Below are 12897 nucleotides of genomic sequence, written 5' to 3'. Positions count from 1 at the left end.
GAGAGCAGATGGTCATGGCGGACGGCGCGGCGGGCCCGGACCCGGTCGGCCCCGCCCCGGCCGTACGGCCGTTCCTGGTGACCGCAGGCCGGGTCGCGGACGACGGCTCCGGCCGGGCGCTGCCCCTGGAGACCCAGGTGGTGGCCACCGCCGAGGGCCTGGCGGCGCTCGCCGGGCTCTCCTTCGAGCAGTACGACATCGTCGACGCCTGCCGGCTGCCGCAGTCCCTCGCGGAACTCGCGGCCCGGCTGCGCCTGCACCTCAACGTGGTCCGGGTGCTGGCCGAAGACCTGCGCGAGGCGGGGCGGTTGGCGGTGTACGTGCCGGACACCGGCGCCACCCGCGACGCGTCCGTCCTGCGCAGGCTCATCGACGGTCTCAGGGCCGTCCCCGACTCCCGAGGGGTACCGAGTGACACCGACTGAACCGCTCGTGCGCGGCTCGGCCGCACCCGCTGCCGTACGACCGCCGCTGCCGGTGAAGATGGTGGTCGCGGGCGGCTTCGGCGTGGGCAAGACCACCGCGGTCGGCTCGATCTCGGAGATCGAGCCGCTCACCACCGAGGCGTCGATCACCGAGGTCGCGGCGGGCGTGGACGATCTCACGCACACCCCGCGCAAGACCACGACGACGGTGGCGATGGACTTCGGGTGTCTGACCATCGACCCGACCCTGAAGCTGTATCTGTTCGGCACGCCCGGGCAGGAGCGGTTCGGGTTCATGTGGGACGACATCGTCGAGGGTGCGGTCGGCGGGCTCGTCATCGTCGACACCCGCCGCCTGGACGACTGCTACGCGGCCGTCGACTACTTCGAGCACCGGGACATCCCGTTCGCCGTCGCCGTCAACGCCTTCGACGGCAGGGTGGAGCACACCCTGGACGAGGTCCGCTGGGCGCTGGACGTCTCCGACGGGGTGCCGGTGGTGGTGTTCGACGCCCGGGACCGGGGCTCGGTGCGGGACGCGCTGCTCGTCGTGCTCGAACTGGCGCTGGCCCGCACCGAGTTGTAGCCGGGTCAGCCGCTGCGCCGCACCCCCGGCGAGACCGTGATCCGGGACAGCGCCCAGAACACCAGCAGGGTGACGAGGGCGAGGGCGGCGACCAGGGAGGCGCCGCCGACGACCTTCTCGTAGTTCCTCTGGTAGAGGCCGTCGATGATGTAGCGGCCGAGGCCGCCGAGACTGACGTAGGCCGCGATGGTGGCGGTGGAGACGATCTGGATGGCCGCCGTGCGCAGGCCGCTCAGGATGAGCGGGAGCGCGACCGGCACCTCCACCTGGAACAGCACCCGTGCCTCGGGCATGCCCATGCCCCGGGCCGCGTCCACCGGCGAGGGGTCGACGGAGCGGATCGCCTCGTAGGTGGTGACCAGGATCGGCGGTACGGCGAGCACGACCAGCGGGATCATCACCGGCAGCAGGCCGAAGCCGATCCAGATGAACATCAGGACGAGGAGACCGAAGCTGGGCAGCGCCCGGCCGGCCGTGGCGAGCAGCGCGAGGGCGTTGCCGCCGCGGCCGTAGTGGCCGGTGACCAGTCCGATGGGCAGGCCGATCAGGGCGGCGTACAGCAGTGCTTCCAGCGAGTACGTGATGTGCTCGGTGAGCCGGGTGGGGATGCCGTCGTAGCCGTGCCAGTGCGTGCTGTCGCTGAAGAAGGCGTGCGCGAAGTTCAGGACGTTCACCGGGCGGCACCCTTCGTCGGCATCCAGGGGGTGAGCAGCCGGCGGACGAGGACGAGCGCCGCGTCGGCGAGGATGCCCAGCACGGCGGTGGTCAGTACGGAGTTCACGGCCAGGGCGGGGCGGTGGTACGTGGTGGCGGCGTAGAGCATGTTGCCGAGGGCGCCCTGGTTGCCGATGAGCATGCCGACGCTGACCAGGGAGAGGCTGGAGACGGTCGCCACCCGCAGGCCCGCGATGATCGCCGGTACGGCGATGGGCAGTTGGACCTGGAGGTAGCGGCGCACCGGTCCGAAGCCCATGGCCTGCGCGGCGGCGAGGGTCTCGGGCGGCACCGAGCGGACGCCGTCGACGATCGCCGGGACCAGCACCACCAGGCTGTAGATCGCGAGCGGGATCATCACGGTGGTCTCGCTCTGTCCGAAGTAGTCGATGAGGACGACGAAGAAGGCCAGCGAGGGGATGGAGTAGAGCACGGTGGTGACGCCGAGAACGGGCGGGTAGACCCAGCGGAAGCGGACGCACAGCTGGGCCACCGGCAGCGCGAGGACCAGCCCGGCCAGCACCGGCAGCAGCCCTTCGCGCAGGTGCAGGGCGACGAGGCCGAGGTAGCTGTACTCCAGGTCGCTCGGCAGGTCGAAGAAGCCGTTCACCGCACGGCCTCGGCGTCCGCGGCGCCGGCCGCCCGGCTGTGGGCGGCGCGGATGGCCTCGCCGATGACCTGCTGCGAGACGACGCCGACGGCGCGCCCCGCGCCGTCCACCGCGACGGCCCGGCCGGTGGGCGAGAGCACGGCGCCGTCGAGCGCGGCGCGCAGCGAGTCGGCGCCGGGTACGAACGGGCGTCCGTGGTCGAGGAGTTGACCCGTCTCGACGGCTCCGGCGGTGAGCCGGTCCGGCTCGCTCCAGCCGAGCGGCCTGCCGTCCGCGTCGGTGACGAGGAGATAGGGAGCGGCGGAATGCGCGGCGATCGTCTTGGCGTCGGCGTCGACGGCCACGATCGGCTCGGTCTCCAACGCCAGGTCCGCGGAGGGGAAGAAGGAGAGCCGGCGGATACCGCGGTCGGCGCCGAGGAAGTCCTCCACGAAGGCGTCGGCGGGCGCGCTGAGCAGTTCGGCGGGCGGGGCGAACTGGGCGAGCCGGCCGCCGGTGCGCAGTACGGCGACCATCGTGCCCAGCTTGATCGCCTCGTCGATGTCGTGCGTGACGAAGACGATGGTCTTGCCCAACTCGTCCTGGATGCGCAGCAGTTCGTCCTGGAGCCCCTTGCGCACCACGGGGTCGACGGCGGAGAACGGCTCGTCCATCAGCAGTACCGGCGGATCCGCGGCGAGCGCCCGGGCCACGCCGACGCGCTGCTGCTGGCCGCCGGAGAGCTGGTACGGGTACCGCTTGGCGAGCGTGGCGTCGAGCCCGACCCGCTCCATCAGCTCGGCGGCGCGGGCCCGTGCCTCCTTCTTGGGGGTGCCGAGCAGCCGGGGCACGGTGGCGATGTTGTCGAGGATGGTGCGGTGCTGGAAGAGCCCGGCGTGCTGGATGACGTAACCCATGGAGCGGCGCAGGGTGTTGACCGGCTGCTGCCGGATGTCCGTGCCGTCGAGGAGGATGCTGCCCTCGGTGGGCTCCACCATGCGGTTGATCATCCGCAGCGTCGTCGTCTTGCCGCAGCCCGAGGGCCCGACGAGGACGGTGATCGCGCGGTCCGGTATCTCCAGCGACAGCCGGTCGACCGCGACCGTGCCGTCCGGATACCGCTTCGTGACTGAATCTATCCGTATCAAAACGCCGAATACCCTTCGGGTTTGGCAGCTTCCGCCCGTTTTCGGCCAAGGTCGTCGGTGCGCAGGCCGTTGCGGGGAGAGTCTAGACCGCGAGTGTTTCGGCACTTTGGCGGGCGCGTGGCCGGTCAGGCCAGGGGCAGCCCCGGGGTACGGAGCACGCTCCGGCCGGCGTCGACCGCGAACACCTCGCAGCCCGGGCGGGCGGCGGCCCAGGCCGGCCCCTCGGCGCCGAGCGCGAAGGCGGCCGTGGCGGTCGCGTCCGCCTCGGTCAGGGTCGGGGCCAGCACGGTGAGGCTGAGCAGTCCGGTCACGGGGCGCCCGGTGCGGCCGTCGAGGATGTGGTCGCCGCGCTCGTACCGCCCGGAGGTCGCCACCGCCGCGTCGGTGACCGCCAGCACGGCGCACACCTGGTCGGCCCGTTCCGGATGCCGTATCCCGACCCGCCACGGCCCGCCCGCGGCGACCACGTCGCCGCCGGCGTTGAGACAGAACCGGCGCGCCCCGGCCGCCGCCAGCAGACCGGCCGCCCGCTGCACCGACCAGCCCTTGACCACCGCGCAGGGGTCGAACTCCCGCCCGGGCAGCCGTACGTCGAAGGCGCCGCCGGTCGCGGCCCGGTACTCCTCGCACAGGCCGAGCACCTCCACGAGGTCCGCGCTCAGCGCGCCGTGCGCCACTTCGCCCCGCCCGTACCGGGACACCTCGCTCTGTGACAGGAACGGGCTGAACCGGGCGTCCACCTCGCGCAGCCACGCGAAGACGGCGTCGGCGGCCGCGCCGAAGCCATCCCTGCCGCCCTCATCGTCCGCGTCGCGCTCGTCGTCGATCCGCAGGGACACCGGGAAGCCCATGACGTGTTCGACACGCCGCACGTCAGGAGGCCTTGGCGTCGAGGGCGGCCTGGAGGGACTCCTTGTACCCCTGGCTCGTGATCGTGGCCCCGGACACCGAGTCGATGTGGGCGCTCTGTGCCTTCAGGGTCTCCGTGACCAGCTCCGGTACGGCCCACCTGGTCTGCGGATGGTGCGGCGCCTGGAGCATCCGTACGGCGGCGATCCGGTCGCCGCGGAAGGTCACCTCCACCTGGAAGACGCCCTTCACGGTGTCCACCGCGGTGCCGGGGACGACTCTCAACGACGAGGGGGACGAAGCCGATGAAGGGGATGAAGGGGACGACGGCACGGTGGCCGGTGTCGACGCGGGCCGGGCGATGTCGGCGGTCCCGGTCGACGGCTGGTAGCGCCAGACCGGGACCAGCCCCGCGACGGTCAGGAGGAGGACGGGAACGGCTCGCTTCACGGTGGGACGCCTCTCTCAGCCCGCGAGACTGAAACGCTCGAAGTGGATCTGCTTCCTGGGCACGCCCAGGTCCCCGAGGCTGCGCAGCACGGCGGTCATCATGCCGGGCGGCCCGCACAGGAAGACGTCGCGGTCGGCGATGTCCGGTACCAGCCGGGCCAGTTCGCGCGGGGCGAGCAGATCGGGGGCGACGGGGCCGGTCACCAGGTGCAGTTCGGCGCCCTTGGCGAGGGCGAGGTCACGCAGTTCGTCGTGGAGGACGGCGTCCCGGCCGGCGGCCACCCGGTAGATCACGACGGCGTGGCCGTCCAGCTCCTCCAGCAGTGCCCGGATGGGGGTGACGCCGACGCCGCCGGCGATCAGCACGGACTCCGGGCGGGTGCGGTGCAGCGTGGTGAAGGCGCCGTACGGGCCCTCGGCGAAGACTCGGGTGCCGGGCTTCAGATGGCGCAGGGCGGCGCTGCCGGCACCTGACGCCTTGGCTGTCAGGCGCAGGGTGCGGCCGTCGGGGGCGGCCGACAGGGAGAATGGGTTGGCCTGCCACCAGCGGTCCCTGGTGAGGAAGCGCCACAGGAAGAACTGGCCGGCGCGGGCGGGCAGCCGGTCCAGGCCGCGGCCGGTGACGTAGACGGAGACCACGTCGTCGGACTCGGGGACGACCGCCTCGACGCGCAGCCGGTGCCGCAGGTTGCGCCACAGCGGGAGCACCATCCGGCCCGCGACCACCGCTCCGAGGGCGCCGCCCCACAGCGTGTACCAGTACGTCCGCGCGACGGGCGAGGAGGTGAACGTCGTACCGGCCGCGACCTGGTGGGTGAAGGCGAGGACCACCGCGACGTAGGTGTAGAGGTGGATGAAGTGCCAGGTCTCGTAGGCGAGCCGGCGCCGGGCCCAGCGGGCGGAGACCGCGCCGACCACGATGATCAGCGAGAGCGCGACGATCGCGCGCAGCACGCCCTCGGTGGTCTCGGCGAGGTTGACGAGCTGGTTCACCGGGTCCGTCGAGGACGCCTGGGCGTAGCCGAAGGTGATGAACACGACGTGCGTGAGCAGGGTCCACAGCACGCCGAAGCCGGTCCGGCGGTGCCAGGAGGTCAGCCGGTCCATGCCGATCCTGCGGTCCAGCCAGGGCAGCCGGGCCACCAGCAGCAGCTGGAAGGCCATGAGGAGGGCGCCGTACAGGCCGCAGAGGCGGCCGAGCACGACCAGCGCGTTCGAGGCGAAGCCGGCCTGGACGAAGAACCAGGCGACCGCGGCCGCGTTGGCGGCCAGCAGCGCGTACAGCCCGGTCCGGGCCACGGCGCGGGGACGGATCGCCGTGGGCGGCGCGGGACGGGTCTGGAGGGTCGTCACGGACGGCAGCTCCTTGATCGGGTCCTGGGTGACGAGCTTCGCCCGCGGATGCTGTCGTTCTCCTGCCGGACGGCTTTCAACCGAGTATCGACGTGCCCGCCGGGGTGGGCACCTCCGGCAGGGCTGTACGGGTGGCGCACCTCTGTGACCTGCACCTCCGCAGGCCGCGGGCGGGCAGGGGTCCCTACGACGCGTCGGTGTGTCTGGTGTACGGCCGCGCGGCCAGCGCGGCGACGTCGTCCTCCGCGTGCCGCGCGTCCAGCCGTTCGAGGATCGTGTCCAGTACGTCCTCCAGCCCGTCCCCCGTGGGGAAGCGGACGGCGGAGAGCCGCGCCAGCGACTCGTCGATGTCCTCGCCCCGCCGCTCCACCAGCCCGTCGGTGAACAGCACCAGGGTCTGCCCCGGCGCCAGTGGATGCGTGGCCGACTCGTACCCGCCGAGCCCCGTGCCCAGCGGCGGCCCCACGGGCACCGTCAGCAGCCGGGCCGAGCCGTCGGGTTCGATGAGCACCGGCGGCAGATGCCCGGCGCTGGCCAGCGTGACCTGGCCCCGGCCGGGGTCGACGCCGGCCAGCAGACAGGTCGCGGGCCGGCGTTCGGCCTCCCGGGAGGAGAGCTCGTCTATCTGCCGCAGCACCCGGTGCGGTGGCAGGTCGGCGGAGGCGATGTAGCGCAGCGAGGAGCGGTAGGCGTTCATGTCGACGGCGGCCTCCAGGCCGTGTCCCATGACATCGCCGACGACCAGCAGGGTCCGCCCGAAATGCAGCCGCACGGTCTCGCACCAGTCGCCGCCGACGACCGCGTGCCGGCCGGCCGGGAGGTAGCGGATGGCGACGTCGAGGTTGGGGTGCGGGCGGCCGGGCTCTTCCAGCAGGGCGCGTTGCAGGTCGCCGGCGGTGCGGTTGACGTGTTCGTAGGCGCGGGCATGGCGGATGTGGGAGGCGGCGCGCTCGGCGAGCACGCTCAGCAACTCGGCCTCCAGGGGGCGCAGCGGCTCCCCGGAGCGGGCCCACACCAGGACGCCGTACACATCGTCCCCGCTGGTCAGCGTCAGGCACAGGGCGGCCCTGGTGCTGGGCGCGCCGGCGTATTCCAGCCAGGGCTCGGCCGTCGTGTCGAGCGCCGGTGCGCCTGCTTCCCGGGCCACCGCGGTGGCCCAGCGTACGTCGGGCAGCACATCGGCGTCCCCGTTGATCTCCTCGTATCCGGAGATCGTCTTCCCGGTCCGGCGCAGCACGGCGGCGGTCCCGCCGGCCAGCCGTACGGCGGCTTCGGTCAGCTCGGCGCAGGTGGTGGACTCGACGAGGGTGCTGCCGATGCCGGCCAGGGCGTCGCTGAGGAGGGTGAGCCGCGCGCGTGCCGTGGCGACGTCGGCGGCCGGCACGGCCTGTGCGCCGGCCGCGGTGCGCAGGGACACGGGCGGCTCCTGGTCGCCGACGTCGGCGTCGGCGCGACGGTGGCCGCTGTCGGCAGGCCACGGCCTGCGACGGGACTGGATCCAGCGCGCCACACCCAACACCCTCACAGAATCTCAAACCGGGACGAACAGGGCATCGGTCTCATGCGTCACATCCGCACCACTGGCCCCACCAGTCCCCGGCTGCCCCGTGCGGGACTCCATTCTCGCTCCCGCCCCGTGTCCGGTGGTGCTCATTTTCGACTGCCCGAAGCGTTTCGGGCACGCCTTTTGCAAGATTCGGCGCGTCCGGTCAGGGAGACCTTCTCAGCCGCCGACGAGCGCGACGAGCTTGATGAAGACCAGATCGAGGTCGGCGGTGAGATCCACGACCTCGTCGAGGTCCTCGACCTGGCGGTCCCCGGCCAGTACGAAGAAGCCGTTGGACAGGAAGGCGCGCTCAGCGATCTCGGCCTGGCCCTCCCAGTCGATCCCGCGGGGTTCACGGAGCCGGTGGCCGTTCACCTCCGCCTCGGCGTCCTCGGGGCGGACGAGGCCGTTGAAGTGGCTGCCCGGGCGAGCGTTGTACCGGGCGACCTCCTCGCGGACCCGGTGTCTGATCAGGTCCCGTACGGTCATCCGTGCGGGCAGTCCGGCGACCTGCCACTCGCTGACGGGCCTGCCCGTCGCGGTCTCGTCCCGGAATGTCACGGTGGCCATCAGACACCTCGCCCGATCTGCGCAAGGACGGACTTGTCGGTGATCTTGCCGTCTGCGGCGAGCAGGAACGCCTTGCTGAGGATCAGCGAGAGCCGGTCGTCCTCGAACGGCAGGAAGACCCTGCCGTCACCCCCCGGGCGCCGTGCCGCGACGATGCACAGGTAGCTGTCGTCCGGTTCCATCAGGATGTTGGCCGAGCCCAAGTGAATCCTGTAGGTGCGCAGATCGCCGCGGACGGTCAGGAAGCGGCCGTCGAGCGTGCACCGTTCGGCGATCTTCAGGCGAGGCAGGATCCGCTCCAGGGCGTCGCGGCGCGCCTTCGCGCTCTCGGTCAGCTCGGCGAAGGAGGCCCGCTCCCAGTAGGTGCGGTGGGGGCCGCCGTCGGTCCACTCGGGGTCGGCGCCGATCGAACTCACGCCGACGAAGAGGTCCACGTCGCGCATCGCCTCGCTGAACACCAGTGGCGGCACGTCGGCGAGCGGTGCCTCCCGCCAGGCGTCCTGCACCCGGCGGTCGAAGCGCACCTGATCGGTCGAGGCCAGTTCGTCGCCGCCGGCCCGGTCGGCCCAGGTGTGGAAGAAGCGGACCCGCCACTCCCCGGCCGCCAGGGTGCGCTCGGCCTCGCCGCCGTCCCCGTCGTCCCAGGGGCCGAGCAGGTCGCTCTTCCATCCGCGGGCCCTGAACAGGGCGAACATCGTGCGGTAGTGGACGAGGTGCGCGGCGAAGCGGTGGGAGTGGACGCGGGTCCGCTCCTCGGCGGGGGTGAGGAGGTAGATCTCGCGGAACGCCTGCTTGAACGGCTGCCGGAGCCGTCGTTCGAGGAGCAGGTCCCGCCAGGCCCGCACGGCGTCCGGCGCGGAGCGGATGGGGTGCCACAGCCGTACGGAGGCGTCGTCGGGCGCGTCGGGAAGGTCGTCGTCCGTCTCGGGCAGTACGGCCCGCCACTCGCCGGGGGCGACCTCGATCTCCCAGATCAGCCGGCGTACGAGGGTCCGGGCGAGGGGGTGCCCGGCCAGCTCGGCGCGCCACCAGCCGTAGGGATGGACGGCGTCGACGGTGAAGCCGCCCTCCAGCGCGCGTACGAGGGTGACGAGTTGGGCGTTCACCCGCTTCACCAGGTCGCGCAGCTCCCTGACCTGGGCGACGTGGTCACGGCGGACCGGCGCCGGGACACTGCGCAGCGGGCGGCCGTCCTTCTCCCAGGTCAGTGTGGCGGTGTCGGTGACCGTGACGACGGCCCGGTAGTCCCCGACCGGCCGGCTCAGGAGACCGCCCACGACGGAGCCGCTGACGGGCGCGGTCTCGAAGTCCAGTCTCGGCAGTCGCAGCGCCACCTCGGTGCGCTCGGCCAGGGCCGCGTCGGCCTTCTTGAGCATCTTGTCGAGTTGCTTGGGCACCCCGGCGTGCCGGACGGTCCGGCGCACGGTACGGATCGCGGAGACCAGTTCGGGGGTCGGGAAGTCCTGCGCGGCGCGGACCACCTCGTACAGCAGAGCCTGCGAAGGCAGTGTCTTCGCCCTCGTCGGCGCGAGGGCGATGCCGGGCAGCAGTCGCTCGGACAGTTCCGGCAGCCAGGGTTCGTCGCGCACCAACGCCACCCGCAGGGCCTGTCCGAGCGTGGTGATCTCCCGGTCCGTGAACGCCTTGTCCGCCCGGTAGGGGATCTCGCCCGCCCGGATCGCGTCGGTGCGGTCGGCCGCCGCTTCCAGGGCGCGGCGGGCGAACGCCACGTAACCGGGGTTGTCGGCCGACCTGCGCCAGGCGTGCGCGAGCGGCGAGACGAACCTGTGGTCCCGGTCGGTCTCGGACAGCTGCGCCTGTTCGGCCGGGGCAAGGCCGGCGATCACGGCGATCTCGTCCGCGACGATGGGGCCCACATCACGGGAGAGGCGCTGCACGGCCGCGCGCCGTGTCGCGTCGTCGGCGAACCCCGCGATCGCGAGCAGCGCGTACGGCTGGCGCACGCTGTCCTTCTCCAGCCACGACCTGACCAGGGTGCGGACCGGTCCGGACACGTCGGGCAGCTGCCCCGTGCAGTGCTCCAGCGCGTCCAGGCCACGGGTGAGGTCCACCCAGCCGTGCTCCTCGTACCATTCGACGAGCACCTCGAACATCCGGCGGCACGCGTCAGGCGTATAGCGCGGCCGGCGCCCCTCGCTCGCGCGCTCGACCGCGAAACGGACCATCGCCGTCGTGCGCGGGGCCGAGGTGTCCACCTGGTGGGCCGCCACGAGCAGGCTGCCCAGCTCCTCGTCGGAGACCTGCGAGAGATCCGGGTGCCTGTCCTGCTCCTCAAGTGCGAAGTCCGGGTGCGTCAGCGCGCGCATCAGCCGGGCTGCGAGGTCCAGGTCGTTCCTGCGGGATTCGGTCACCAAGGCGTCGTCGAGCATGGCGAGATGATGACAGAGGGGACTGACAACGCGGTCAACCTGAGGAATCCCCACGGCTGTTCACGTGAAGAGCATGACGAGCGCCGTCCGGTGGCAGAGATGCCGCCGTACCGGCTCACAGACCGTGTTCGTCCATCAGGCGCATCAGGTTCCGCTTGCGTCTCTGGGCGGTGCGCAGGGCCGCGACGTACACGGCGAACTCCTCGTCCGTGCCCAGGCGGTGGTGACAGTCGCGGATGTTCAGCAGCAGGGCGACGAGTTGCGCGTAGACCGCGTTGCCGGTCTGCTTGGTCAGTGGCTCGGCCAGGCGCAGGTAGACCCCGAGCGCGTCGGCCGGACGGCCGGCGCGTGCCTGGTCGGCAAGGGTGCCCCACTGCCGGTCGTGGGCGCCGGTCCGGGTGGCGGCCTGCCAGGCGGCGTCGGCGTCCTTGTCGTCGAGCAGGGCGTCGATCAGCACCGGGCCGCCGTACCGGCTCTCGTGCCGCCCCGCGTCGGCGCGCAGCAGGTCCAGCGCCCCGTCGCGCTCCGCCGGCCAGCGGCCGGCGGCCCGCGCGGCGGCCCTCAGCTGCTGGTACGCGAGCAGGGAGCGGCGGGCGCCGAAGTGGTCGCGGCGCAGGGTGACGGCATCCGGCAGGCGGTCCGCCCGGGTGTAGCGGTCGCAGAGGTAGTCGACGAGGGCGGTGTCGACGGCGGCAAGGTCCCGGGCTTCCCGGATGCCGCGTTCCGCCCAGCGCAGGGCCTCGTCGCAGCGCTGGGCGGTGTCCAGCTCGCGGGCGACGACCAGGTGCGTGTGGCCGTTCGGCGCGAGGTCGGCCGCGTGTACGGCGATCACCGTGTCGACGTCGCCTCCGGCCCTGGCCAGACGCTCCATCAGGCATCTCTCCGCCCAGCCCCGCCGGTTGTCCCGCCACGCCTCGACGGCCGTCGTGCGCAGGACGGCCATTCCCGCTTCGCCGAGGACATCCTCGTAATCGAGCGGATCGATGTCGCTCAGGCCGTCGTCCAGGTCGCCGAGCGCATGGCCGGCCAGCCAGCGCGCGAGCTCCTCGGGGTCGGGGCGTGCCGCACGGCACGCTTCGAGGTGGGCGTCGGCGAGGTCCGCACCGACCTGCCCGAGCCGTCCGTCCGCGTCGTCGACGCTCTCCACCGCCTCGGCCAGCAGCCGCATCGCCTCCCGTGCCAGAGTGATCGCGTCGGCGGCCCGGCCGGAGCCGGTCAGCGCGCGGATCGCGGAGACCACCTGCCCCGCCTGGTCGGCGTAGGCGCGGGCATCGGCGTACTCGACGTACTCGTACTGCGCGAAGGGGGTGACGTCGAGCAGATCGCGGATACGGGTCCGGACCGCGGCGAGGTCCCCGCGCGCGCCCGCCGCCCGCAGTTCCAGGCGCCGCCGCAACTGCCGGTCCTCCTCGATCTGTTCCCGCAGCACGGCGAGCAACTCGTCCTTGGTCAGGGCGGACAGCCATCCGTCGAGGTCCTGCGCGCGCTCCCGGGCCGCCTTCCGCTGCCGCGGCAGGCTCTCCCGCTGAGCGAGCATCCGCAGACCGAGGGCGACGAGGTGCTTGCAGAAGTTGCCCTCCAGGCCGAACGGACAGTCGCACGCGCCGACCGGCCCGCCCGGCCCGTCCAGGGTCAGCTCCACCTCGTACCGCTCGGTACCGTGCACCGTCGCGGTGACCCAGCCGTCACCGACCTCGACCCCGGACACCGCGTCGAGGTACCCGAGGCCGCGTTCGAAGGAACGGGCACCGGCCAGCTTCTTGAGGTTCGCCTCGGTCAGACCTCGCATGGTTCTCCCCGCCCGCCTGCGGTAGTGCGGTTGACGCCGGGCGGGACGCAACTCCGTCCCGCTCCCCGTGGTCAGCCCTCGTCAGGGATCAGCCGCATCGAGATCGAGTTGATGCAGTACCGCTGGTCCGTCGGCGTGGGATACCCCTCGCCCTCGAAGACGTGCCCCAGATGCGATCCGCACCGCGCGCACCGCACCTCGGTCCGCACCATCCCGTGGGAACGATCGGACACCAGCTCCACCGCGTCCGAGTCGCGTGCGTCGTAGAAGCTCGGCCAACCGCAGTGCGACTCGAACTTCGTGTCCGAGGTGAACAGTTCGGCACCGCAGGCCCGGCAGGAGTAGACGCCCCGGGTCTTGGTGTCCGTGTACTCACCGGTGAACGCCGGCTCGGTGGCGGCCTGGCGCAGCACGGCGTACTCGGCCGGAGTCAGCTCCGCCTTCCACTGCTCGTCCGGCTTCTCGACGTCGTACGACATGAGCCTCAG

General features: G+C 72.3%; 13 protein-coding genes. 2 read left to right on the top strand and 11 right to left on the bottom strand.

Translation table 11 applies throughout. The features are described from left to right. Window positions 1-14 precede the first annotated feature (14 nt). Both BIV25_RS18810 and BIV25_RS18805 read left to right on the top strand, forming a co-directional pair. Entirely contained in the window at window positions 15-425 is a 411-nt protein-coding gene (locus BIV25_RS18810; protein WP_071373660.1) for a DUF742 domain-containing protein, read from the top strand. Then, the gene (locus BIV25_RS18805; RefSeq protein WP_071373504.1) at window positions 412-1011 is read left to right on the top strand and encodes an ATP/GTP-binding protein; all 600 of its coding nucleotides are present in this window, start codon (window positions 412-414) and stop codon (window positions 1009-1011) included. The genes BIV25_RS18810 and BIV25_RS18805 overlap by 14 nt, the downstream gene beginning before the upstream one ends. A gap of 5 nt (window positions 1012-1016) precedes the next feature. On the opposite strand, the gene BIV25_RS18800 is transcribed toward BIV25_RS18805, so the two are convergent. The 11 genes from BIV25_RS18800 to msrB form a co-directional block, all read right to left on the bottom strand. Further along, complete coding sequence (locus BIV25_RS18800; protein ID WP_071373503.1) at window positions 1017-1685, bottom strand: ABC transporter permease; 669 nt, start codon at window positions 1683-1685, stop codon at window positions 1017-1019. Further along, window positions 1682-2335: an ABC transporter permease gene (locus tag BIV25_RS18795; RefSeq protein ID WP_071373502.1), complete on the bottom strand. Its 654-nt coding sequence runs from the start codon at window positions 2333-2335 to the stop codon at window positions 1682-1684. The genes BIV25_RS18800 and BIV25_RS18795 overlap by 4 nt, the downstream gene beginning before the upstream one ends. Further along, a complete protein-coding gene (locus BIV25_RS18790; RefSeq protein WP_071373501.1) occupies window positions 2332-3462 on the bottom strand; it encodes an ABC transporter ATP-binding protein in 1131 nt (376 codons plus the stop codon). Before BIV25_RS18790 ends, BIV25_RS18795 begins: the two co-directional genes overlap by 4 nt. 125 nt (window positions 3463-3587) lie before the next feature. Next, window positions 3588-4334, bottom strand: a complete 747-nt coding sequence (locus BIV25_RS18785; protein ID WP_071373500.1) for an FAD:protein FMN transferase — start codon at window positions 4332-4334, stop codon at window positions 3588-3590. A gap of 1 nt (window position 4335) precedes the next feature. Next, window positions 4336-4761 (bottom strand): FMN-binding protein, encoded by a 426-nt coding sequence (locus BIV25_RS18780; protein ID WP_071373499.1) that lies wholly within the window; start codon window positions 4759-4761, stop codon window positions 4336-4338. A gap of 15 nt (window positions 4762-4776) precedes the next feature. Further along, window positions 4777-6114, bottom strand: a complete 1338-nt coding sequence (locus BIV25_RS18775; protein ID WP_071373498.1) for a ferric reductase-like transmembrane domain-containing protein — start codon at window positions 6112-6114, stop codon at window positions 4777-4779. 184 nt (window positions 6115-6298) lie between these two features. Further along, window positions 6299-7624 (bottom strand): PP2C family protein-serine/threonine phosphatase, encoded by a 1326-nt coding sequence (locus BIV25_RS18770; RefSeq protein ID WP_256255916.1) that lies wholly within the window; start codon window positions 7622-7624, stop codon window positions 6299-6301. Between the two features lie 213 nt (window positions 7625-7837). Further along, window positions 7838-8230 carry a hypothetical protein gene (locus tag BIV25_RS18765; RefSeq protein WP_071373496.1) on the bottom strand — a complete coding sequence of 131 codons (393 nt, stop codon included), beginning with the start codon at window positions 8228-8230 and terminating at the stop codon, window positions 7838-7840. Next, a complete protein-coding gene (locus tag BIV25_RS18760; RefSeq protein WP_071373495.1) occupies window positions 8230-10620 on the bottom strand; it encodes a DUF4132 domain-containing protein in 2391 nt (796 codons plus the stop codon). The genes BIV25_RS18765 and BIV25_RS18760 overlap by 1 nt, the downstream gene beginning before the upstream one ends. A gap of 115 nt (window positions 10621-10735) precedes the next feature. Next, window positions 10736-12409 carry an SWIM zinc finger domain-containing protein gene (locus tag BIV25_RS18755; protein WP_071373494.1) on the bottom strand — a complete coding sequence of 558 codons (1674 nt, stop codon included), beginning with the start codon at window positions 12407-12409 and terminating at the stop codon, window positions 10736-10738. Window positions 12410-12480: 71 nt separating this feature from the next. Further along, window positions 12481-12888: a peptide-methionine (R)-S-oxide reductase MsrB gene (gene msrB, locus BIV25_RS18750; RefSeq protein WP_071373493.1), complete on the bottom strand. Its 408-nt coding sequence runs from the start codon at window positions 12886-12888 to the stop codon at window positions 12481-12483. Between the last annotated feature and the right edge of the window lie 9 nt (window positions 12889-12897).

This window comes from Streptomyces sp. MUSC 14 (assembly GCF_001866675.1).
Lineage (GTDB): Bacteria > Actinomycetota > Actinomycetes > Streptomycetales > Streptomycetaceae > Streptomyces.
The sequence above is the reverse complement of the archived record's forward strand: the minus strand, read 5'-3'. Positions and strand labels throughout refer to the sequence as shown.